Below are 22,170 nucleotides of genomic sequence, written 5' to 3'. Positions count from 1 at the left end.
CAGGCGACCAGCAGTACACCCTCGCTGACCTGCGAGGACGCATCATCATCCTGGACTTCTGGATTTCCTGAATCAATGTGAGCACTTTTCGCTAGCGTTGGGAGGGCGCACCAACACACCACTGCTGAACTGTACTTGCGCCTGTCCCTGGACCGGGAGGGCAAGACAGCGATCGACCGCCAGGAAGCCGACTGCCGCGCATGGGCGGAGCGCAACTGACTCACCGTCCGCAAGGTCCACATCGACCGTGGACGTTCCGGTTACAAGAACGTCAGCCGCAAGGGGTTCGATGCGGCGATCACAGCAGCCACGGCCGGCGTCGTAGGCGTTCTGATCGTCTGGAAGCTCGACCGCCTGCCCCGCAAGGGCATCGGCGAGGTCGGCAAGGCGCTGGACGACATAGGCCGGGTCGGCGGACGGCTGGTCTCCGTCTGGACGGCCTCGGCACGAAGAACGACAGCGCCCGGGTCACCATCGCGATGCTGGCGGGACTGGCGTGCAACGAGTCCCGCAACTTTGGAATGCGCGTCGGCAACGCCAAGCGGTACCTACGCCAGCGGAGCCAGTGGATCGGCGGACAGCCGCCTTACGGGCTGCTGGTGGACCCGGAGGCGAAGAAGCTCGTTCACGACCCCGAGACCGCCGTCTACGCCCGCCTGATCGCCGACGAGGCGCTGTCCGGGAAGGCCCTCGTCCACATCGCCCGGCTGCTGAACGAGCACCAGCGCATATCGACCGCCGAAGGCGCGAGAGCGGCACAGTTGACGCCCTGCAAAGCCCGTCGAAGGCCCCACCCCGTGGGGTCTTCGGCCCATCAGGTGCCCCGTCGGATGTCACTCCGGCGGCTGGCTGTACCTCTCCAGCGTCGCCTTGCTCGTGGACCGGTCCACCAGCCGCAGTTCCCAGGGGCCGGTATTCACGTCGAAGTCCTTGCCGAAGCCGACCCACTTCCCGGCCATACGCCGCCCGGTCGGCTCGACCAGGAGTTGGATGGCCCCGTGGTAGCGAGCCCCGTTGTAGTAGCCGTCTGCGGCAGTCTGCTCGACCCACGTACCCGTGACCACGTTGCGATCAACGGTCAGATCTAGCGTGAGCGGGCTGTCCGGGTTGCTGCTCGCCCCAGGCAGACTCTGAACGGTCAGCCGGTTCCCATGCTGGACGATCACTACGTAGTGCTTACCCTCGTACGAGTCGCCCCGGCTCGAAGAGAAGAACTCGTAGCGGCTGAGCCACACTCCCGAAAAGGACTACGCCAAGGTCTGCGACGCGCTCGGCGGCGGATTCATCCACCACGTCCCCGACCGCAACAACGGCCACAACCCGGCCGAGGGCCGGGCCGCGATGCGTCGGACGGCCGGGATGCTCCGATCGGCCGGCTTCGACGTGGACCCGGAGTTCTGGCCGATCAACGGCGTAGCCGACTGCACCCAGAGCTACGCGGGCTGCTCCGACAGCCCCGTCGCCAAGTAGCTCCGGCTCAAGCGGAGCGACTGACCCACGAGAGCTTCAGCCGCCCGGTATCGTGCCGGGCGGCTGTCGCCGTGAACGAGAACGGACAGGTAGTGACTGACGCTCGCAGCACCGCATGGGACACCTACTCGCAGAGCAAGCCCCAGCGGCGGAAGACCAACGCCAAGGGCGAGACCACATGGTTCAACTGGACCCAGTACCCGGACCACGGCCCCCGGGTCGACGTGCTCAAGCTCAACCCGGGAGACAGCGCACTCGACCTCGGGTGCGGGTCTGGAGGAAACGCTGCTCACCTCGCAACGCTCGGCATGAAGTCCATCGGGATCGACCTCTCCGCCAAGCAGCTTGACAAGGCACGCGAGCGGTGGCCGGGCGTGGACGAGATGGAACTCCACCAGGTCGACGCGCTCACCTACCTCGGAGACACGTTCACGATCTTCGATGCTGTCTACAGCGTCTTCGGCGCTGCCTGGTTCACCGACCCCGGTCTACTGCTGCCTATGGTTCACGCGAACCTCAAGCCAGGTGGCGTCTTCGCCTTCTCCCAGCGACCCCCGGTTGAAGGGTGCTACGGCTGCCAAGCGTCATACATCCCGCGCGGGCCCGAAGAAGACCCCGCTGTCGTCAAGCGGTGGGACTACGAACCCGATGTGTGGGCGCTCATTCTCAAGGAACACGGCTTCGTGGACGTATCAGCGTCCGTGCTTGCCCCACCCCCCGGTAGTCGGCGCACAGGAACCCTGTTCGTCCGGGGCGTCCAAGGAAGCTAGTCCGTGGTGCAGCGGATCCCTTAGCTGCGCAGGGCAACGGCGTCGTACGTCCGTGATCCGGTGTTCATGGGTCAATGGCAAGCTTGAAACATGAACGATGCTGTCCCGGCGCCCACCCCCGCGCCCCGCCGTGCCCGTGTCCGCGCCCCCGAACTCATCGGCAAGGGCGGCTGGCTCAATACAGGCGACCAGCAGTACACCCTCGCTGACCTGCGAGGACGCATCATCATCCTGGACTTCTGGACGTTCTGCTGTGTGAACTGTCTGCACGTCCTGGACGAGCTGCGCGAGCTGGAGGAGAAGCACCGCGACACCGTGGTGATCATCGGCGTCCATTCGCCGAAGTTCGTCCACGAGGCGGAGCACCAGGCCGTCGTCGACGCCGTCGAGCGCTACGAGGTCCACCACCCGGTCCTCGACGACCCCGAGCTGGCCACCTGGAAGCAGTACGCCGTACGGGCCTGGCCGACCCTCGTCGTCATCGACCCCGAGGGCTATGTCGTCGCCCAGCACGCCGGCGAGGGCCACGCTCACGCCATCGAGAAGCTGGTCGAGGAGCTGGAGACGGAGCACGCCGCCAAGGGCACGCTCCGCCGGGGCGACGGCCCCTACGTGGCGCCCGAGCCCGTCGCCACACACCTGCGCTTCCCGGGCAAGGCCCTTCTCCTGCCCGACGGGGGCTTCCTCGTCTCGGACACCACCCGGCACCGGCTGGTCGAGCTGGACGCCGACGGCGAGACCGTACGACGCCGCTTCGGCACCGGGGACCGCGGCCTGTCCGACGGCGGCCCCGACGCAGCCCGGTTCAGCGAACCGCAGGGCCTCGCGTCGCTCCCCGACGGGCGGATCGCCGTCGCGGACACCGTCAACCACGCGATCCGGGCCCTCGACCTCGCCACCGGCGTGACGACGACCCTCGCGGGCACCGGCCGCCAGTGGTGGCAGGGGACGCCGACCAGCGGCCCGGCCCGCGAAGTGGACCTCTCCTCTCCGTGGGACGTCGCCTGGTTCGCGGACCGGCTGTGGATCGCCATGGCGGGCGTGCACCAGCTGTGGACGTACGATCCGGAGGCCGGAAGCGTGGGCGTCGCGGCCGGGACCACCAACGAGGGCCTGGTCGACGGGCCGGCCGACGAGGCATGGTTCGCCCAGCCGTCCGGGCTTGCCGTCTCCGTCGACGGCGAGCGGCTCTGGGTCGCCGACTCGGAGACGTCCGCCCTGCGCCACATCGACCGGGGTGGACAGGTGCGTACCGCCGTCGGCACCGGCCTCTTCGACTTCGGCCACCGTGACGGCGCCGCCGAACAGGCGCTCCTCCAGCACCCGCTCGGCGTCACCGCGCTCCCCGACGGCTCGGTCGCGATCAGCGACACGTACAACCACGCGCTGCGCCGGTACGACCCGACATCCGGGGAGGTCACCACCCTGGCCACCGACGTCCGCGAGCCGAGCGACGCGGTGCTGGTCGACGGCGACCTGGTCGTCGTGGAGTCCGCCCGCCACCGGCTGACCCGCCTCCGGCTGCCCGAGGAATCCGTACGCGTGGCCGACCAGGCGCACCGCACCCAGCGGGCCGCCACCGAGATCGCACCGGGCGTCCTGAGGCTCGACGTCGTCTTCCAGGCGCCCGCCGGGCAGAAGCTGGACACCCGCTACGGGCCCTCGACCCGGCTGCTGGTCTCCGCGACCCCGCCGGAGCTCCTGGCGGACGGGGCCGGCGCCGGGACGGACCTCGGACGGGACCTGATCCTCGGGGAGAAGACCACCGAGGGCGTCCTGCATGTCTCCGCTATGGCCGCGTCCTGCGACGACGACCCGGCCAACGAGTACCCGGCCTGCCATGTGCACCAACAGGACTGGGGCGTCCCCGTCCGCGTGACCGCGGAGGGGACGCCCCGGCTGCCGTTGGTGCTGGCGGGCATGGACGAGCAGGGCTGAGCACGGCCGGTCCGACGGCGCGCCCGGGGAAGCCGCGGGGCGCCCGGGGCAGCGGATCGGTGGGACGCGGTGCGCCGCTCGGCGGCGGGGAGCGTACGCGGCGGCGCTCACCGGGCTTCCCGTGGGCGCGGGCCGGGCACCCGTGTCGTGCTGTCGGCGCCCGGCATCAGCGGTTCCTCGGCCCGCTGCGAGTCGGGCAGGTCTGGCGTCCGGCAGGGCCGACGCAGCACCGCCGGTTCGGGGGGCGGCTTTCAGGGCCGCTCCGGGCGTCGGGCGTCGTCGCAGGGCGTCAGGGGTAGTGCCGCTCGTCCTCCGGGACGACCGCGGTGGTGGGCGGCACGATCATCCGGCGACGCCGCGCGATGCTCGCGTAGGCGAAGACCCCGACGAGCCCGACGAGCATCATGATCCAGCCGACCAGGTCGACGTTGACGTTGTCCATCTTCCAGTCGGTGGCGAACGCCAGGATCGCGCCGGCCCCGATCAGAAGAATGCATCCTCCGAGCCCCATGAATACCGCCTCCTCAACCGCCCGGTGACTCCGAGTCGGTGTACGGGTCGCGTACCCGGCCCGGCGACAACCATGTCCCGAGGGGCAGTTGGCGGAGGGTCAGCCCGCCAGGAACGCCGTGAGCGCGTTCGCCAGCAGATAGGGGTCGTCGGCGCCGCACAGCTCGCGCGCGCTGTGCATGGAGAGGATCGCGACGCCGATGTCCACGGTCTGGATGCCGTGCCGGGCGGCGGTGATCGGTCCGATGGTCGTGCCGCAGGGCATCGCGTTGTTGGAGACGAAGCTCTGCCACGGCACGCCCGCCTTCTCGCAGGCCGCGGCGAACACCGCGCGCCCGCTGCCGTCGGTGGCGTACCGCATGTTGACGTTGACCTTGAGGATCGGCCCCCCGTTGGCGACCGGGTGGTGCGTCGGGTCGTGTCGCTCCGCGTAGTTGGGGTGCACGGCGTGGCCCGTGTCCGAGGAGAGGCACACCGTGCCGGCGAAGGCGCGGGCCCGGTCCTCGTAGGAGCCGCCGCGGGCGAACACCGAGCGTTCCAGCACCGAGCCCAGCAGCGGTCCGTCCGCCCCGGTGTCTGACTGGGAGCCGTTCTCCTCGTGGTCGAAGGCGGCCAGCACCGGGATGTACGGGATCTTGGCGTCGGGCTGCCCGGCGACGGCGGCCAGCGCCGCGGTCGCGGCGTGCACCGAGAGCAGGTTGTCCATCCGGGGGCCGGCGACCAGCTCGCGGTCCCGGCCCAGGTACGACGGCGGCTCGATGGCGTGCGGCATCAGGTCCCAGCCGGTGACGTCCGCCGCGTCGACGCCGGCCTCCTCGGCGACGAAGCGGATCAGGTCGCCCTCCTGCACGTCGCCGAGTCCCCAGATCGGCTGCATGTGCTTCTGCCGGTCGAGCTTGAGCCCCTCGGTGTTGGCCGAGCGGTCCAGGTGCACGGCCAGCTGCGGCACGCGCAGCAGCGCACGGTCGATGTTGACCAGTCGGTGGGTGCCGTCCCGCAGCGAGATCCGCCCGGCGAGGCCGAGGTCGCGGTCGAGCCAGGTGTTCAGCAGGGTGCCGCCGTAGATCTCGACGGCGATCTGCCGCCACCCGTGCGCGCCGGTGTCGGGCAGCGGCTTCACCCGCAGGTTCGGGGAGTCGGTGTGCGCCCCGGCGATCCGGAACGGTGTGTGCGCCCGCGCGCCCTCCGGCACGTACCAGGCGACGATCGCCCCGCCGCGCAGCACGTACTTCCCGCCCGCCGTGGCGTCCCATGCGGCGGTCTCCTCGACCTGCTGGAAGCCGGCCTCCTCCAACCGCGCGGCGGCGTTGGCCACGGCGTGGTACGGGGACGGGCTGGCCGCCAGGAAGGACATCAGGTCATCGGTGTGCGCACGGTCGAACCGGAGGGGAGAACTCATGTTCTTCACTGTAACGAGGAACCGGGGGCCGGTATCCGGTGGCGGACGGGACGCAGGGGGCTCTGTACCGCGTCGGCCGAGGTCAGGAGGGCGTCGCCGGCGTAGGAGGCGGAGAGCTGGGGGAGGCCGCGGCGGGCACCGGCGCAGCGGGGGCCGTTCGGGGCGTGCCTCGGCGGCCATGGCCCCTCCCCGGAACGGGGTCGGAAGCCGCGCACGCGGCGTGCCCGGCCGCTACGACAGAGCCGCCACCGGGACGACGTCCGGGTGGCGGCTCTGGCCGACGAGCTGAGCAGGCGTCCTAGAACGCGGCCTCGTCCAGCTCCATCAGCGAGTTGTCGACGGACTCGGCGAGCGCGCGCTCGGTCGAGACGCCCGGCAGGACGTTCGCGGCGAAGAACTTCGCGGCGGCGATCTTGCCCTGGTAGAAGGCGACGTCCTTGGCGGCGGCGGTCGGCAGCTTCTCGGCGGCCACGGCCGCGCCCTTGAGGAGCAGGTAACCGACGACGACGTCACCGGACGCCATCAGCAGGCGGGTGGTGTTGAGCCCCACCTTGTAGATGTTCTTCACGTCCTCGCCGGTCGCGGTGAGGTCGGTGATCATCGTGCCGACGATCGCCTCCAGGTCCACGGCCGCCTTGGCGAGCGACTCCAGCGCCGGGGCCAGCTCCTCGTGGTCCTGGGCGCTCGCGAGGAACTTCTTGATCTCCTCGGAGAGCGTGTTGAGCGAGGCGCCCTGGTCGCGGACGATCTTCCGGAAGAAGAAGTCCTGCCCCTGGATCGCTGTGGTGCCCTCGTAGAGGGTGTCGATCTTGGCGTCGCGGATGTACTGCTCGATCGGGTACTCCTGGAGGTACCCGGAGCCGCCGAACGTCTGGAGCGACTGCGCCAGCTGCTCGTAGGACTTCTCGGAGCCGTAGCCCTTCACGATCGGCAGCAGCAGGTCGTTGAGGCCGTTCAGCGCCTTGGCGTCCTCGCCCGCGGCCTCCTTCTCCTGGATCGCGTCCTGCACGGAGGCGGTGTACAGCACGAGGGAGCGCATGCCCTCCGCGTACGCCTTCTGCGTCATGAGCGAGCGGCGCACGTCGGGGTGGTGCGTGATGGTGACCTTGGGCGCGGTCTTGTCCATGAAGTTCGCCAGGTCGGGACCCTGGACGCGCTCCTTGGCGTACTCCAGCGCGTTCAGGTAGCCGGTGGAGAGCGTGGCGATGGCCTTCGAGCCGACCATCATGCGGGCGAACTCGATGATGCGGAACATCTGGCGGATGCCGTCGTGCTTGTCGCCGACCAGCCAGCCCTTGGCGGGGTGCTGGTCGCCGAACGTCATCTCACACGTGTTGGAGGCCTTGAGGCCCATCTTGTGCTCGACGTTCGTGGCGTAGACGCCGTTGCGCTCGCCCAGCTCGCCGGTGGTCCAGTCGAAGTGGAACTTCGGCACCATGAAGAGCGAGAGGCCCTTGGTGCCGGGGCCGGCGCCCTCGGGGCGGGCCAGCACGTAGTGGATGATGTTCTCGGACATGTCGTGCTCGCCCGAGGTGATGAAGCGCTTCACACCCTCGATGTGCCAGGAGCCGTCCTCCTGCTGCACGGCCTTCGTCCGGCCGGCGCCCACGTCCGAGCCGGCGTCCGGCTCGGTCAGCACCATGGTCGAGCCCCACTGCTTCTCGACGGCGATCTCCGCGATCTTCTTCTGCTCCTCGTTGCCCTCCTCGAAGAGGATGCCGGCGAACGCGGGGCCGGAGGAGTACATCCAGACCGCCGGGTTCGAGCCGAGCAGCAGCTCCGCGTAACCCCAGATCAGGGAGCGCGGCGAGGTGGTGCCCCCGATCTCCTCCGGCAGGCCCAGGCGCCAGTACTCGGAGTCCATGAAGGACTGGTACGACTTCCTGAAGCTCTCCGGGACCGGCGCGGTCTTGGTCTCCGGGTCGAAGACCGGCGGGTTGCGGTCGGCGTCGGTGAAGGAGCCGGCGAGCTCGTTCTCCGCGAGGCGGGCGATCTCCTCCAGAATGCTCTTCGCGGTGTCGACGTCCATCTCCGCGAACGGGCCGGTGCCGTACAGCTTGTCGCGCCCGAGGACCTCGAAGAGGTTGAACTCGATGTCGCGGAGATTCGACTTGTAGTGCCCCATGGGAAGGCTCCGTAATCAATAGCAGTGGCGCGCAGCGCCCCGGGGAGTGATGCGGGTCGGGCGACAGGCTGGCGTAGGTCCATCAGCAGACCCTTACGATGATGCTACCCGTCAGTAATAAGGCGCAACCCCTCAAGCCGCAGATGTGTCCGATTACTCTTTGCGGCATGTACGGCTACGACCAGAACGCTGGTGCCCAGCAGCAGGCGGGTCAGATGGGTCAGATGGGCGGCGGTTACGCGGAGCAGCCGCTGTACCCCGAACCGTCCCCGCCCTCCCTGGCCGACGCGGTACGGGCCTTCACCACCGGCTCCCTCGCCGCGGAGGACTTCCAGCAGATCTTCGCCTCGTCGAAGGTCTACTGCCCGCGCGGCGACACCCCCGGATTCCTGGCCCTGCACAACACGCAGCAGCCGGTGATCCCGATGTTCACCACGCTCAAGGAGCTGCGGCTGTACGCGGGCAAGGACTCCAAGTACTTCGTGATCACCGGTGCCGAGGTGATCGATCTGCTGCCGACGGGCTACGGCTTCGTCCTCGACATGGAGGGCGAGCACCGGATGGTCTTCGACGCCAAGGCGGTGGAGCAGATGGTCGACTTCGCGATGCGCCGTATGTACGGCTGAGCGTCGGTCGTACGCGCGGTCGGGGCTGTCGTCCGGCTTCGCGCGTGATCGAGTCCGCGGTTGCGCCCCGAGGGCGAAGGCCCGCGCCGCATCCGGCGCGGGCCTTCGCTGTCGTCCGGGAGGGCCCGCCGGCGCGGTCCGGCCCCGGTCGGCCGCCGTTGCCCCGACCCCGTCACGACACGGGGGGAATGCCGCACGCCTTGCAAGATGTTCACTGTTCAACTAAATTGATCGCAGAACACTCGCCCGGAGGTGGCTTCCATGCCCGCAGTGACCGTCGACAACCCGCTGACCCTGCCCAAGGTGGCGGCTTCGGGTGACGCCGCGGCCCGTCCCGTGCTCACCGTCACGACCGCGCCGAGCGGCTTCGAGGGCGAGGGCTTCCCGGTGCGACGCGCGTTCGCCGGGATCGACTACCGGCACCTCGACCCGTTCATCATGATGGACCAGATGGGTGAGGTGGACTACGCGGCGGGCGAGCCCCGGGGCACCCCCTGGCACCCGCACCGCGGCTTCGAGACCGTCACCTACCTCATCGACGGAACCTTCGTCCACCAGGACTCCAACGGTGGCGGCGGCACCATCGGAAGCGGCGACACCCAGTGGATGACCGCGGGCTCCGGCCTGCTGCACATCGAGGCTCCGCCGGAGTCGCTCGTCATGTCCGGCGGCCTCTTCCACGGCCTCCAGCTCTGGGTCAACCTGCCCGGCTCCGACAAGATGATGGCCCCCCGTTACCAGGACATCCGCGGCGGGCAGGTCCAGCTCCTCGCCTCCCCCGACGGCGGCGCGCTGCTCCGGGTCATCGCCGGAGAGCTGGACGGGCACGAGGGGCCGGGCATCACCCACACGCCCATCACGATGATCCACGCCACCGTCCGGCCCGGCGCGGAGGTGACCCTGCCCTGGCGCGAGGACTTCAACGCGCTCGCCTACGTCCTGGCCGGACGCGGCACGGCCGGCGCCGAGCGCCGCCCGGTCCGCCTCGGGCAGACCGCGGTGTTCGGCGCCGGCGGCTCGCTGACCGTCCGGGCGGACGAGCAGCAGGACGGCAACGCCCCCAACCTGGAGGTCGTCCTTCTCGGCGGCCGTCCGATCCGCGAGCCGATGGCGCACTACGGGCCCTTCGTGATGAACACCCAGGCCGAGCTGAAGCAGGCCTTCGAGGACTTCCAGGCGGGCCGCCTCGGCACCGTTCCGGCGGTCCACGGCATGTGAGCGGGCCCGGCCCCCGCCCCGCTCCCGGCGGCTGACGCGCGCAGTCCCGTGCGGGGGCGGCGCGCGTCCCGGCCCCCGCACGGGACGCGCCCTTCGGGACAGCCGGTGTCAGGGGGCCGCCTCCGCCGGCTCCCCCTGCTTGGCCGGCTCGCACAGCTCGAACCAGATCGACTTCCCCCCGCCCCGCGGATCGACCCCCCACACGTCCGCCAGCATCTCCATGAGCACCAGCCCCCGCCCGCTGGACGCCATCTCCCCCGGCCGCCGCTTGTGCGGCAGTTCGTCACTGGCGTCGGCGACTTCGATGCGCAGCCGCCGTTCGCCCCGCTCCCCGGAGACCTCCGCCATCATCAGCGCGTCCCCGTCCGTGTGGACGAGCACGTTGGTAGCCATCTCGGAGACCATCAGCACCGCCGAGTCGACCTGCTCCGGGTCGTTCCAGTCGTGCAGCAGCTCGCGTACGAGCTGCCGCGCCACGGATACCTGCTCGGGCTCGGCCTGGGCGATGGTCAGGACGCTGCGGCGCGGCGGTGTCTGCCGGGCCGGGGCGCTCTCGCGCCGCAGCACCAGGACCGCGATGTCGTCCTCCCGCCGGTCCGCGAGCGGCCCCGTCGTGTAGTGCGAGGTGGGCCCGTGCACGGCCTGGACCAGGGCGTCGGCCATCTGCTCCAGGTCCTCGACCGGCTCCTCCAGGACCGGGCGCAGCCGGGTCCAGCCGGTGGCCATGTCGTGCCCACCGGTCTCGATGAGGCCGTCCGTGCACAGCATGATCGTTTCCCCGGGCTCCAGCACCACCTGGGTGGTGGGGTAGTCCGAGTCCGTCTCGACGCCGAGCGGCAGCCCGCCCGCCGTCTGCCGGATCACCGCGGTCCCGTCCGCGCTGACCACCACCGGGTCCGGGTGGCCCGCGCGGGCGATGTCCAGCGTGCCGGTCTCCGGGTCCACCTCCGCGTAGAGGCAGGTCGCGAAGCGCGCCGCCGAGGGCTCCTCGTCGCTCTCCACGCCCTCGTACGCGTCGGTGAGCCCGGAGAGGAAGCGCGAGGCCCGGGCGAGCACCGCGTCCGGGCGGTGCCCCTCCGAGGCGTAGGCGCGCAGGGCGATGCGGAGCTGGCCCATCAGCCCGGCCGCCCGCACGTCATGGCCCTGGACGTCGCCGATGACCAGGGCGATACGGCCGTTGGGCAGCGGGATCATGTCGTACCAGTCGCCGCCGACCTGGAGCCCGCCGCCGGTCGGCACGTACCGCGCGGCCACCGTCATGCCCGGGATGTCCGGCCCCAGGGTCGGCATCATCGAGCGCTGGAGTCCGAGCGACAGCGCGCGTTCCGTCTCGGCGACCCCGGCCCGGGCGAGGGCCTGGGCGAGCATCCGGGCGACCGTGGACAGAACCGCCCGCTCGTCGGGCGAGAACCCCACCGGATGCCGGAACCCGGCCATCCACGCGCCCATCGTGCGGCCGGAGGAGACCAGGGGCAGGAATGCCCAGGACTGCCGCCCGAAGCGCCGGGCGAGCGGCCAGGTGGCGGGGTAGCGGCGGCGGTAGTCGTCGGGGGAGGGGAGATAGATCGCGCGGCCGGTGCGGACGACCTCGGCGGCCGGGTAGTCGGTCTCCAGGGGCATGTCGGTGAAGGGCTCATCGTCGCCCGCGTTGTGCCCGTGGTGCCCGATGATCGTCAGCCGTTCCCCGGCCGAGCCGAAGACCGCCAGCCCGTCCGGGGAGAACCCGGGCATGGACAGCGAAGCGGCGACCCGCAGCACCTCCTCCGTGGACCGGGCCTCCGCCAGCGCGCGCCCGGCGTCCAGCAGGAACGCCTCCCGGGAGCGGCGCCAGTCCCCGGTGATGGGGGTGCGGGCGGCCGCGGCGGAGCCGGGCTGCGGCTCCGCGACCTCCTGGAGGGTGCCGATGAGGACGTAGCCGCCGATGTCCCGCCCCTCGGGGATCAGCGGCTTGGAGCGGCTGCGCACGGTGCGGAGCACCTGCCCGCGCTCGTCCACGACCCGCATCCGCGCCTCGGCGAGGGTGCCCTCGGCGACCGCGAGGTTCACCACCGCGTAGACCTCGTTCCAGTCGACCGGGTGGAAATGGGCGCGCACCGCGGACTCCCGGTGGGTGCCGGGGACGGGGGGCAGGCCGAGCAGCCGGGCGGCCTCCGCGTCGAGCGTGACCGTGCCGGCTGCGTTGTCCCAGCGCCACAGGCCCGTCGCGATCGCGGCCAGGACGTCCTCGGTGCGCATTGCCCCACTTTATGGAGATGTGATCCGCGCACGCCACCGAGGAGACGCAGGGAGAGGCCGCGAAAATGAAGCGGGACGGCCCCGGGCGGTAGCCTGGGGTGGCTCGATCCACCCCGAGGGGGCGCCCGGCGGACCATGACCGGGGTCACGACGCCTGGCACGGCACCCTCCGACCCGCGAAGACTGGATGAACGACGATGCATCGGTACAGGTCCCACACCTGCGGCGAGCTCCGCGCCTCTGACGTCGGCACCGACGTCCGGCTGAGCGGCTGGCTGCACAATCGCCGAGACCTGGGTGGCATCCTCTTCATCGATCTGCGCGACCACTACGGTCTGGTGCAGCTCGTCGCGCGTCCCGGCACCCCCGGGAACGATGCCCTGGCGAAGCTGACCAAGGAGACCGTCGTCCGTGTCGACGGCAAGGTCTCCGCGCGAGGCGCCGACAACGTCAACCCGGAGCTGCCGACCGGTGACATCGAGATCGAGGTCACCGAGGTCGAGGTGCTGGGCGAGGCGGGCCCGCTGCCCTTCACGATCAACACCGAGGACGGCGTCAACGAGGAGCGGCGTCTGGAGTACCGCTTCCTCGACCTGCGCCGCGAGCGCATGCACCGCAACATCATGCTGCGCTCGTCCGTGATCGCCTCCATCCGCTCCAAGATGGTGGCCCTCGGCTTCAACGAGATGGCGACCCCGATCCTCACCGCGACCTCCCCCGAGGGCGCCCGTGACTTCGTCGTCCCCTCCCGGCTGAACCCCGGCAAGTTCTACGCGCTGCCCCAGGCCCCCCAGCAGTTCAAGCAGCTGCTGATGATCTCCGGCTTCGACCGCTACTTCCAGATCGCGCCCTGCTTCCGTGACGAGGACGCCCGCGCCGACCGCTCGCCCGGCGAGTTCTACCAGCTCGACGTCGAGATGTCGTTCGTCGAGCAGGAGGACGTCTTCCAGCCGATCGAGAAGCTGATGACCGAGCTCTTCACCGAGTTCGGCAACGGCCGCGAGGTCACCTCGCCGTTCCCGCGCATCCCCTTCCGCGAGTCGATGCTGAAGTACGGCAACGACAAGCCGGACCTGCGCGCCAAGCTGGAGCTCGTCGACATCTCGGACGTCTTCGCCGACTCCGGGTTCAAGGCCTTCGCGGGCAAGCACGTCCGCGCGCTGCCGGTCCCGGACACGGCGGGACAGTCCCGCAAGTTCTTCGACGGCCTCGGCGAGTACGCCGTGGAGCACGGAGCCAAGGGACTGGCCTGGGTGCGAGTGGGCGAGGACGGCACGCTGGCCGGCCCGATCGCCAAGTTCCTCACCGAGACCGACGTCAAGACGCTCACCGAGCGCCTCTCGCTGGTGCCGGGGCACGCGGTCTTCTTCGGCGCGGGCGAGTTCGACGAGGTATCCAAGATCATGTCGGCCGTCCGGGTCGAGGCCGCCAAGCGTGCCGGACACTTCGAGGACGGCGTCTTCCGGTTCTGCTGGATCGTCGACTTCCCGATGTACGAGAAGGACGAGGAGACCGGGAAGGTCGACTTCTCGCACAACCCCTTCTCGATGCCCCAGGGCGGCCTCGCCGACCTGGAGGAGAAGGACCCGCTGGACATCCTCGCCTGGCAGTACGACATCGTCTGCAACGGCATCGAGCTGTCCTCGGGCGCCATCCGCAACCACGAGCCCGAGCTGATGCTCAAGGCCTTCGAGATCGCCGGTTACGACCGCGAGACCGTTGAGCACGAGTTCGCGGGCATGCTGCGGGCCTTCCGCCTCGGCGCCCCCCCGCACGGCGGCATCGCCCCGGGCGTCGACCGCATCGTGATGCTCCTCGCCGACGAGCCCAACATTCGCGAGACCATCGCCTTCCCGCTCAACGGCAACGCCCAGGACCTGATGATGGGCGCCCCGACCGAGCTCGACGAGACGCGTCTGCGCGAGCTGAACATCCAGCTGCGCAAGCCGGTCGCCGCGAAGGACAAGGCGGAGAAGACCCCGGAGAAGAACGTGGAGTCCGCGGTGACGCCTGCGGAGAAGTAGTCCCGCGTAGCGCGGCTCCGCTGCGCAGGCCGGTTGGCGGACCGGCTGCCGGACGCGGATGTTTCACGTGGAACAGCCCCCGATCACCTGATCGGGGGCTGTTTCGTCGCGGGCGGTGCCGAGCCCCCGCCCCGAGGGCGACGCGGTACAGCCGTATGGCCCCGGTTCGGGTTCGGCCGGACCGGGCCGGGCAAGGACTGGCACCGAGGCACCCCTGACGGGGCCGGGCGCCGGCCTTCGGGCGCATCACACGCCGATGGAGCCGACAGCCGCGTGCAGCGTGTCGAGTGCCGAGTCGTCAGCCGGAACCCGAGGAGCCCGTCACCGTGTCGTCCGTCCCGAATCGCCCACGCACCGCGCCGCTCGCCGCTCCGCGCCTTACGGCCCTGCTGGTCCTGCTGGCTCTGCTCCTCACCGGCTGCGCGGCCCAGGAGCCCGCACCCTCCGTACCGCGCGGGGCCCCCGGCCCGCAGTCGGACCCCGCGTCCGCACGTCCGGCCCCGCCCGGTACTGCTCCGCCGTCCGCTCCGCCCGCCGCCCGTCCCACGGCGATCCCGGGCCTGGGCCCCCGTACCGCGGCGCGGATCCCCGAGGAGGCCCGGCAGGTGCTCGTCGTGACGGGGGAGGGCGTCGACGCCAACCAGTCCAGCGTGGTGCTCTACAGCAGCGAGGGCCCCGCGAGTGGCTGGGAGGCCGCGGCCGGCCCGTGGAAGGCGCACAACGGGATGGCGGGCTGGACCGACCACCATGTGGCGGGCGACCTCAGATCCCCCACGGGGGTCTACTCGCTCACCGACGCAGGCGGTCGGCACCCCGACCCGGGGGCGCTGCTGCCCTATGACGAGGACCCCCGCTTCGCGGTGGACGGCGAGGGGTTCTTCGGAGAGCCGCTGGAGGGCTCCTTCGACTACGTGGTCGCGATCAACTACAACCGCAGGGAAGGCGCCAGCCCGCTGGACCGCACGCGCCCGCTCGGCCTCGAACGCGGCGGCGGCATCTGGCTCCACGTCGACCACGGGGGCCCCACCCAGGGCTGCGTCTCCCTCCCGGAGCAGCGGATGAAGGAGCTCCTGCGCACTCTGGACCCGGTGAGGAGACCGGTGATCGTGATGGGCGACGCGGAGACGCTCAGCCGCTGAGCCGGGGCACGCGGCGAGCCGCGGCGGCCGACCCCCGTACGTCGGGAGCCCGGGACCGCGCTCTCGGTCCCGGGCTCCCGACGTACACACGGCGGTGCTACGCCGGCTTCTCCTCCAGACGCGGGAACAGCACCGCGCCCTTGGTGACCGTCGCACCGGCGGGCAGCACGCCCCACGCGCCCGCGTCCTGGACCCGCTGGTCGGCCAGTGCGCCCAGGGACTCCCCGGCGCCCAGGGACTCCCACAGCTTCTGCGAGGTATCCGGCATCACGGCGTTCAGCAGGACCGCGACCCCGCGCAGCGACTCGGCGGCCGTGTACAGGATCGTCGCGAGGCGGGCCTGGCCCTCCGCGGTGGTGTCCTTGGCCACCTTCCACGGCTCCTGCTCCGTGATGTAGCCGTTGACCTGCTTCACGAAGTCGAAGATCGCCAGGATGCCGGCCTGGAAGTCCAGCTCGTCGCCGATCTTCCGGTCGGCGGTCGCCACGGCCTTCGCCAGGCCCTCCTGCACGGCCCGCTCGGCGTCACCGGGAGCGGTCGCCTCCGGCAGCGCCCCGCCGAAGTACTTGCCGACCATCGCCGCCACGCGCGAGGCGAGGTTGCCGTAGTCGTTGGCCAGCTCTGAGGTGTAGCGGGCGGAGAAGTCCTCCCAGGAGAACGATCCGTCGCTGCCGTAGGCGATGGCCCGCAGGAAGTACCAGCGGTACGCGTCCACGCCGAAGTGAGAGGTCAGGTCCTGCGGCTTGATCCCGGTCAGGTTCGACTTGGACATCTTCTCGCCGCCGACCATCAGCCAGCCGTTGGCGACGACCTTGCCGGGGAGCGGCAGGCCCTGCGCCATCAGCATCGCGGGCCAGATCACCGAGTGGAAGCGGAGGATGTCCTTGCCGATCAGGTGCACGTTCGCCGGGAACGTGCCGTCGAACTTCTCCTGGTTGGCGCCGTAGCCCACGGCCGTGGCGTAGTTGAGGAGCGCGTCGATCCAGACGTAGATGACGTGCTGGTCGTCCCACGGCACGGGGACGCCCCAGTCGAAGGTCGAGCGAGAGATCGACAGGTCCTGGAGGCCCTGCTCGACGAAGTTCACGACCTCGTTCCGGGCCGACTCGGGCTGGATGAAGCCGGGGTTGGCCGCGTAGAACTCCAGCAGCTTCGGGCCGTACTCGCTGAGCTTGAAGAAGTAGTTCTCCTCCTTGAGGAGCTCCACCGGCTTCTTGTGGACCGGGCAGAGCTTCTGCCCGGCGAGCTCGCCCTCGCCGTCGATCAGATCGCCGGGGAGCTTGTACTCCTCGCACCCCACGCAGTACGGGCCTTCGTACCCGCCCTTGTAGATCTCGCCCTTGTCGTACAGGTCCTGCACGAACTCCTGCACACGGTCGGTGTGCCGCTTCTCCGTCGTCCGGATGAAGTCGTCGTTGGCGATGTTCAGATGCTCCCAGAGGGGCTTCCACGCCTCCTCGACGAGCTTGTCGCACCAGGCCTGCGGAGTGACGTCGTTCGCCTCGGCCGTGCGCATGATCTTCTGACCGTGCTCGTCCGTGCCGGTGAGGTACCACACCTTCTCGCCGCGCTGGCGGTGCCAGCGCGTGAGCACGTCGCCTGCGACGGTCGTATAGGCGTGGCCCAGGTGAGGAGCGTCGTTGACGTAGTAAATGGGGGTCGAGACGTAGTACGCCGTCGCCCCCTGCTTCTCGAATCCAGTGGCCGCCATGGTCGAAATCCTAACGGCCCGGGGACGAGCCCCTCACCTCGTCGGGACCGCCGCCGCACGCCCGGGCGCAGCGCTGCCGCCCGGCAGGCGGGCCCTCGGGCGGGACTCGGGGTGACGATCGAGCGGTCCGGCGCGGGCGGTACGGTCACGGCGGCGCCGGGCCCGGAGGGCGGCGGTCTCGCCGTGACCGTACGGCTGTCGGTCGATCAGGCCTCGGCGTCGGACTCGCGCGCGGCGTTCCAGGCCGGCAGGGCGGCGAGGACCTCGCGGTAGAGCTCGGCGTCCGGGACCTCGCGCGGCGCCGGGCCCGCGTGGAAGAAGCCGGCGTTCGGCACGTCCAGTTTCCGCAGGAAGTCGAAGCCCTTGGCGTCCTGCTCGCCGAAGGCGACGAACTGGAAGAACAGCGGCAGTCGTGCGGCGTCCGCGAGAGCCTGCCGGGCTGCCTGCTTGGCGTCCGGCGGGCCGTCCGTCTGGAAGACCACGAGCGCCGGCGCGGAGGGGCCCGTCCTCTCGTGGTGCGCGACGATCTCCTCGATCGCGCGCTCGTAGTGCGTACGGCCCAGACGGCCCAGCCCGGCGTGCAGCTCGTCGACGCGGCCCTCGTGGCCGGCGAGCTCGAGCGTGCCGGTGCCGTCGACGTCGGTCGAGAAGAAGACGACGGACACGGTGGCGTCCTCGTCCAGGTGCGCGGCGAGCGCGAGCGTGCGGTCGCCCAGGTGCTGGGCGCTGCCGTCCTTGTAGAACGGTCGCATCGAGCCGGAACGGTCGAGCACCAGGTAGACGCGGGTGCGAAGACCGGTCAGCCCGTGTGCCTGAAGCGCCGCCTTCGCCGCCTTGTACGGGGCGACGAGCTGCGGGGCGCGCGAGGTGACCCGGGCGAGAGAGGTGGCGGGCTTGCCGGGGGCGGGCCGGGCGGCCTCTGGGACCTTGGCCGCTTCGGCGGCCTCGGGGGCCTCGGGGGCGGCCGGGGCCTCGGGGGCGGCCGGGGCCTCGGGAGCTTCCAGTGCTTCCGGGGCTTCGGAGGTTTCGGAGGTTTCCGGGCGGGTGGGGGCCTCCTCCGTGGCTTCCGCGGCCGGGGAGGATTTCTCGACGGGCTCGACGGGCTCGACGGGCTCGACGGGCTCGACGGGCTCGGCGGTCCGGGGAGCGGCTTCGGCGGGGGGAGCGTCCACGGTCGCCGCTTCCGCTGCCGGCTCGGCCTCCGTGACCGGCTCGGCTTCTGCTACCGGCTCGGGCGTCGGGGCCGGCTCGGGTGCCGGGGCCGCCACCGGAAGCGGCTCCGGGGCCGGAGACTCGTCGAGGTCGAGGTCGATCGTGATGGCTGCGGGCTCCGTGGCCGGGACCTCGGCGTGGGCGGGGTCGTCGTCCGCTCCCACTTCCCCGGCCCTGGCCGCGTCCTCGCCTGCGACGGGCTCTCCGGCTTCGGCAGTCTCGTCAGCCTTGACGGGCTCCGCGGTTTCGACGGGCGCCTCGGCCTTGACCGGCTCCTCCGGGGCCTTCGCAGCCCCTGCCTGCCCTGCCGCGACGGGCTTCTCCACGGCGGGAGCCCCGGCGGTCTCCTCTGCCTGCGGAGCCTCCTCAGCAGCAGCGGAAACGGTGCCCGGTTTCGTGTCCGAAGCCGCCCCCTGCGCGGGGACGGTCGGTGACGGCTTCGACGCGGCGGCCGCCTTGTCGAAGGCTTCTGCGACCAGGTCGGCGGCGCGCGAGCGGTCACGCTCCGTGGCATCGGCAGAGGAATCGTCGGGGGAGCCGCCGGACGAGGAGGGGGAGGCTCCGGTGGACGGCGCGTCCGGGGCGGCCGCCGATGACGAGGCAGCCGGGGAAACGGCGGCCGGGGACGACGGGACGGACGACGACGGTGAGGACGGGGCCGGGATCGACGCCTTCGGCTCCGCCGTCGGCTCGGCGGCCGCAGCGGTCTCCGGCTCCGTCTCCTTGGGCTGGGTGCGCTCGGCCTGGGGCGGGACGGTGGCCGTGGTCGGCTCGTCCTGCTCCGTGCGGCCGAACACCTTACGCAGCAAGCTCCGAATGCCCATGGGCGAGGCCTTTCGCATGAGTTGGGTGCGGTGAATGTCCGACCTGGATGATTTCATCCCTGGCCAGGACGGATACGTAAGGTTAGCGGCCGGATCTGGCCGTTCGCCGGTGCGGCCCGCCCCTGCGTCAACCGAGCCGAAACCGATTCCGGAACGAGTCCACGGACACGTCCATGGTCCCGCTCGCGTTCGCGCCCGCAGTGGAGCAAGGGAACAGCGGTGGCCCGGACTTCACCCTCCGTTCACCGGGAGTCCCTCGGGCCGCGTGCGGGCCGTCCTACCGTCACGCACGACACACAGACGGAGGGAATCCCACGTGCGCAATCTGCTGCCGCTCATCAGCTCTCATCCGGGCGGGCGTTCCGCGCTGACCTGCCGCTTCCGCTGCGGGGACGCCTGCTTCAAGGAGACCCCGAACACCAGCGACAACGCCTATGCCGGTGACATCATCGCCGGTGCCCTGTCCCGGCGCTCGATGATGCGTGCCGCCGCCGTGGTCACCGTCGCCACCGCCGCCGGGACCGCCGCGCTCGCCGGCCCGAACGCGCCCCAGGCCGAGGCCGCCGCGCTCGCGGGCAACGGCCACGGCCACAAGACGGGGTGGCCGCACAGGCCGGGCACGTCCGGCGCGCGTGGCCTGCGGTTCTCGCCGGTCGCGCCGAACCAGGACGACAAGGTGACCGTCCCCGACGGGTACGCCCAGAACGTGGTGATCCGGTGGGGCGAGCCGATCCTGCGCGGTGCGCCCGCCTTCGACCCGGACAAGCAGTCCGCGAAGGCGCAGGCAGGTCAGTTCGGTTACAACAACGACTTCCTGTCGCTGCTCCCACTGCGCGGCGAGCGCGGCCGTCAGGTGATGGTCGCCAACCATGAGTACACGGACGAGATCCTCATGTTCCGCGACTACGATCCGGCCAACCCGACGCGTGAGCAGGTGGAGATCGCCTGGGCGGCTCACGGACTCTCCGTGGTCGTCGTCCAGGAGCAGCACCGCACCGGGAAGCTGGGCCCGGTCGGCCGCCACCCGCTGAACCGACGCCTCACCGCGACCAGTGAGTTCCGGCTCACCGGCCCCGCGGCGGGCAGCCCGCTGCTGCGGACGTCCGTCGACCGCAGCGGCCGTACGGTGCTCGGCACCCTCAACAACTGTGCGGGCGGCACCACTCCGTGGGGCACCACGCTGCACGGCGAAGAGAACTTCAACCAGTACTTCGCCCACGGCAACACCGACATGCACAAGCGCTACGGGATCGGCACGGGCACCACCGAGCGCAAGTGGGAGCGGTTCGACCAGCGGTTCGACCTGTCGAAGGAGCCCAACGAGGCCAACCGCTTCGGCTGGGTCGTCGAACTCGACCCGTACGACCCTGACTCCACCCCGCGCAAGCGCACCGCGCTGGGCCGGTTCAAGCACGAGGCCGCGCAGCCCCGGCTGACGTCCGACGGGCGTCCGGTCGTCTACATGGGAGACGACGAGAAGTTCGACTACCTCTACAAGTTCGTCTCCAGCAAGCGGATGAAGAAGGGGAACTCGCGCGCCGCCCGCGAGCACAACCTGACCCTGCTGGACGAGGGCACGCTGTACGTCGCCAAGCTGACCGGCGACTCGCCCACCACCGAGATCGACGGCACCGGCAAGCTGCCCCAGGACGGGGAGTTCGACGGCAGCGGCGTGTGGATTCCGCTGGCCACCGGCACCACCTCGCACGTCCCCGGCATGACCGCCGACGAGGTGTACGTCTACACGCGGCTCGCCGGTGACAAGGTCGGCGCGACCAAGATGGACCGGCCGGAGGACGTCGAGCCGTCGCCGCGCACCGGACGGGTGTACGTGGCGCTCACCAACAACTCCGACCGCGGCAAGGCGGGCAAGCCCGGTGCGGACGAGGCGAACCCGCGCAACAACAACAAGCACGGCCAGATCCTGGAGCTGGCGGAGAACTGGGACGACCCGGCGAGCGACGGGTTCGCCTGGCGGCTGTTCCTCGTCGCCGGCGACCCGGACGACCCGTCGACGTACTACGCGGGCTTCCCCAAGGAGAACGTCAGCCCCATCTCGTGCCCGGACAACGTGGCGTTCGACGACCACGGCAACCTGTGGATCTCCACGGACGGCAACAAGCTCGGCTCGCACGACGGGCTGTTCGGAGTGGCGACGCAGGGTGACCGGCGGGGTGAGCTGAAGCAGTTCCTGACGGTTCCGATCGGTGCGGAGACCTGCGGACCGGTCATCCAGGAACGCCGCGTCCTGGTCGCCGTCCAGCACCCGGGCGAGGTCGACGGGGCATCGGTGGAGAACCCGGCGAGCGCCTGGCCCGACGGACCGGGGAAGATCGTCCGCCCCTCCGTCGTCGCCGTCTGGCGCAAGGACGGGCGCGACATCGGCGTCTGACCGGTTCTGAGCCCTCCGCTCGGCACGGTGCCGGTGCTTCCGCTGCCGGGAGCACCGGCACCGCCGTCGTGTCGCCGTGCGCGGACGCGTCGTGGGCGGGTGGAGCGGTATCGCGGAAGCCGCTCGCGCGCCCACCGCATTAGAGTCGGTCCCATGGTTTCCGGTGACGCGCCACAGACGGAGGGAAGCGTCCGGGTCGACGTGTGGATCTGGTCGGTCCGGCTGACGAAAACCCGTGCCCAGGCGGCCGCCGCCTGCCGGGCAGGGCATGTGAAGGTCGGCGGCGATCGGGCCAAGCCCGCCCAGGCGGTGCGCGTCGGCGACGAAGTGAGGCTGCGGTACGCGGGGCGGGATCGGGTGGTCGTCGTCTCCAGGATCGTGAAGAAGAGGGTCGGCCCGCCGGTGGCCGTGGAGTGCTTCGTGGACAACAGTCCGCCTCCGCCGCCCCGGGAGGCCGTGATCCAGGTACCGGTGCGCGACCGGGGTGCGGGGCGCCCGACCAAGCGCGACCGCCGGGAGATGGAACGCCTCCAAGGAATCCCACCGGAGCGCTGAGACCGTGTGCGGTGGGTCCGGG

The 22,170-nt window shown here is 70.9% G+C and carries 15 protein-coding genes and 1 pseudogene; 9 read left to right on the top strand and 7 right to left on the bottom strand.

Going from position 1 to position 22,170, the window contains the following annotated elements; translation table 11 throughout:
• Nucleotides 1–240 precede the first annotated feature (240 nt).
• On the top strand, nucleotides 241–660 hold the full coding sequence (locus tag V9U70_RS30640) for a recombinase family protein (protein ID WP_419724025.1): 420 nt from the start codon (nucleotides 241–243) through the stop codon (nucleotides 658–660).
• A gap of 173 nt (nucleotides 661–833) precedes the next feature.
• Here V9U70_RS30640 and V9U70_RS24110 read toward each other — a convergent pair.
• A pseudogene (locus tag V9U70_RS24110) lies at nucleotides 834–1,244 on the bottom strand (XRE family transcriptional regulator); the annotation flags it as partial.
• Between the two features lie 318 nt (nucleotides 1,245–1,562).
• On the opposite strand from V9U70_RS24110, the gene V9U70_RS24105 reads away from it, so the two are divergent.
• Together V9U70_RS24105 and V9U70_RS24100 are read left to right on the top strand one after the other, a co-directional pair.
• The gene (locus V9U70_RS24105) at nucleotides 1,563–2,240 is read left to right on the top strand and encodes a class I SAM-dependent methyltransferase (RefSeq protein ID WP_419724024.1); all 678 of its coding nucleotides are present in this window, start codon (nucleotides 1,563–1,565) and stop codon (nucleotides 2,238–2,240) included.
• A 90-nt stretch (nucleotides 2,241–2,330) separates the two neighbouring features.
• Nucleotides 2,331–4,178 (top strand): NHL domain-containing thioredoxin family protein, encoded by a 1,848-nt coding sequence (locus V9U70_RS24100; RefSeq protein WP_336678479.1) that lies wholly within the window; start codon nucleotides 2,331–2,333, stop codon nucleotides 4,176–4,178.
• A 289-nt stretch (nucleotides 4,179–4,467) separates the two neighbouring features.
• Here the strand turns inward: V9U70_RS24100 and V9U70_RS24095 are convergent, their stop codons facing one another.
• The 3 genes from V9U70_RS24095 to V9U70_RS24085 all read right to left on the bottom strand — a co-directional run bounded on the left by V9U70_RS24095 (nucleotide 4,468) and on the right by V9U70_RS24085 (nucleotide 8,212).
• Nucleotides 4,468–4,689: a DUF6458 family protein gene (locus tag V9U70_RS24095; RefSeq protein WP_336678477.1), complete on the bottom strand. Its 222-nt coding sequence runs from the start codon at nucleotides 4,687–4,689 to the stop codon at nucleotides 4,468–4,470.
• A 99-nt stretch (nucleotides 4,690–4,788) separates the two neighbouring features.
• Nucleotides 4,789–6,087, bottom strand: coding sequence for a M18 family aminopeptidase (locus V9U70_RS24090; RefSeq protein WP_336678475.1), 1,299 nt, complete (start codon nucleotides 6,085–6,087; stop codon nucleotides 4,789–4,791).
• A 298-nt stretch (nucleotides 6,088–6,385) separates the two neighbouring features.
• Complete coding sequence (locus tag V9U70_RS24085; RefSeq protein WP_336678473.1) at nucleotides 6,386–8,212, bottom strand: acyl-CoA dehydrogenase; 1,827 nt, start codon at nucleotides 8,210–8,212, stop codon at nucleotides 6,386–6,388.
• A gap of 167 nt (nucleotides 8,213–8,379) precedes the next feature.
• Here V9U70_RS24085 and V9U70_RS24080 point away from each other — a divergent pair, with 167 nt between their 5' ends.
• Nucleotides 8,380–8,838: an SseB family protein gene (locus V9U70_RS24080; RefSeq protein WP_336678471.1), complete on the top strand. Its 459-nt coding sequence runs from the start codon at nucleotides 8,380–8,382 to the stop codon at nucleotides 8,836–8,838.
• A 261-nt stretch (nucleotides 8,839–9,099) separates the two neighbouring features.
• Nucleotides 9,100–10,056, top strand: a complete 957-nt coding sequence (locus V9U70_RS24075; protein WP_336678469.1) for a pirin family protein — start codon at nucleotides 9,100–9,102, stop codon at nucleotides 10,054–10,056.
• 108 nt (nucleotides 10,057–10,164) lie between these two features.
• Here V9U70_RS24075 and V9U70_RS24070 read toward each other — a convergent pair whose 3' ends face one another.
• The gene (locus V9U70_RS24070) at nucleotides 10,165–12,291 is read right to left on the bottom strand and encodes an ATP-binding SpoIIE family protein phosphatase (protein ID WP_336678468.1); all 2,127 of its coding nucleotides are present in this window, start codon (nucleotides 12,289–12,291) and stop codon (nucleotides 10,165–10,167) included.
• Between the two features lie 197 nt (nucleotides 12,292–12,488).
• Here V9U70_RS24070 and aspS point away from each other — a divergent pair, with 197 nt between their 5' ends.
• Complete coding sequence (aspS, locus tag V9U70_RS24065) at nucleotides 12,489–14,315, top strand: aspartate--tRNA ligase (protein WP_336678466.1); 1,827 nt, start codon at nucleotides 12,489–12,491, stop codon at nucleotides 14,313–14,315.
• Nucleotides 14,316–14,641: 326 nt separating this feature from the next.
• The gene (locus V9U70_RS24060; protein WP_419724019.1) at nucleotides 14,642–15,454 is read left to right on the top strand and encodes a L,D-transpeptidase family protein; all 813 of its coding nucleotides are present in this window, start codon (nucleotides 14,642–14,644) and stop codon (nucleotides 15,452–15,454) included.
• 97 nt (nucleotides 15,455–15,551) lie between these two features.
• Here the strand turns inward: V9U70_RS24060 and metG are convergent, their stop codons facing one another.
• Together metG and V9U70_RS24045 are read right to left on the bottom strand one after the other, a co-directional pair.
• On the bottom strand, nucleotides 15,552–17,165 hold the full coding sequence (gene metG / locus V9U70_RS24055) for a methionine--tRNA ligase (RefSeq protein ID WP_336678464.1): 1,614 nt from the start codon (nucleotides 17,163–17,165) through the stop codon (nucleotides 15,552–15,554).
• Between the two features lie 206 nt (nucleotides 17,166–17,371).
• Nucleotides 17,372–19,201: a VWA domain-containing protein gene (locus V9U70_RS24045; RefSeq protein ID WP_336678462.1), complete on the bottom strand. Its 1,830-nt coding sequence runs from the start codon at nucleotides 19,199–19,201 to the stop codon at nucleotides 17,372–17,374.
• A 316-nt stretch (nucleotides 19,202–19,517) separates the two neighbouring features.
• On the opposite strand from V9U70_RS24045, the gene V9U70_RS24040 reads away from it, so the two are divergent.
• Nucleotides 19,518–21,593 (top strand): PhoX family protein, encoded by a 2,076-nt coding sequence (locus V9U70_RS24040; protein WP_336678460.1) that lies wholly within the window; start codon nucleotides 19,518–19,520, stop codon nucleotides 21,591–21,593.
• Nucleotides 21,594–21,746: 153 nt separating this feature from the next.
• Entirely contained in the window at nucleotides 21,747–22,148 is a 402-nt protein-coding gene (locus V9U70_RS24035) for an RNA-binding S4 domain-containing protein (RefSeq protein WP_336678458.1), read from the top strand.
• The last annotated feature ends 22 nt before the right edge of the window (nucleotides 22,149–22,170 follow it).

Source organism: Streptomyces pratensis, assembly GCF_037137275.1.
GTDB classification, from domain to species: Bacteria; Actinomycetota; Actinomycetes; order Streptomycetales; family Streptomycetaceae; genus Streptomyces; species Streptomyces pratensis_B.
Note: the sequence above shows the minus strand (reverse complement) of the source record. Positions and strands in the feature narration are given on the sequence as shown.

What these genes read in the sequence shown, in the direction of transcription:
- V9U70_RS24100 (WP_336678479.1), top strand. Translation starts at nt 2,331, where the DNA reads ATGAACGATGCTGTCCCGGCGCCCACCCCCGCGCCCCGCCGTGCCCGT.
- V9U70_RS24075 (WP_336678469.1), top strand. Translation starts at nt 9,100, where the DNA reads ATGCCCGCAGTGACCGTCGACAACCCGCTGACCCTGCCCAAGGTGGCG.
- V9U70_RS24090 (WP_336678475.1), bottom strand. Translation starts at nt 6,087, where the DNA reads ATGAGTTCTCCCCTCCGGTTCGACCGTGCGCACACCGATGACCTGATG.
- V9U70_RS24035 (WP_336678458.1), top strand. Translation starts at nt 21,747, where the DNA reads ATGGTTTCCGGTGACGCGCCACAGACGGAGGGAAGCGTCCGGGTCGAC.
- V9U70_RS24045 (WP_336678462.1), bottom strand. Translation starts at nt 19,201, where the DNA reads ATGGGCATTCGGAGCTTGCTGCGTAAGGTGTTCGGCCGCACGGAGCAG.
- V9U70_RS24070 (WP_336678468.1), bottom strand. Translation starts at nt 12,291, where the DNA reads ATGCGCACCGAGGACGTCCTGGCCGCGATCGCGACGGGCCTGTGGCGC.
- V9U70_RS24085 (WP_336678473.1), bottom strand. Translation starts at nt 8,212, where the DNA reads ATGGGGCACTACAAGTCGAATCTCCGCGACATCGAGTTCAACCTCTTC.
- aspS (WP_336678466.1), top strand. Translation starts at nt 12,489, where the DNA reads ATGCATCGGTACAGGTCCCACACCTGCGGCGAGCTCCGCGCCTCTGAC.
- metG (WP_336678464.1), bottom strand. Translation starts at nt 17,165, where the DNA reads ATGGCGGCCACTGGATTCGAGAAGCAGGGGGCGACGGCGTACTACGTC.
- V9U70_RS24080 (WP_336678471.1), top strand. Translation starts at nt 8,380, where the DNA reads ATGTACGGCTACGACCAGAACGCTGGTGCCCAGCAGCAGGCGGGTCAG.
- V9U70_RS24095 (WP_336678477.1), bottom strand. Translation starts at nt 4,689, where the DNA reads ATGGGGCTCGGAGGATGCATTCTTCTGATCGGGGCCGGCGCGATCCTG.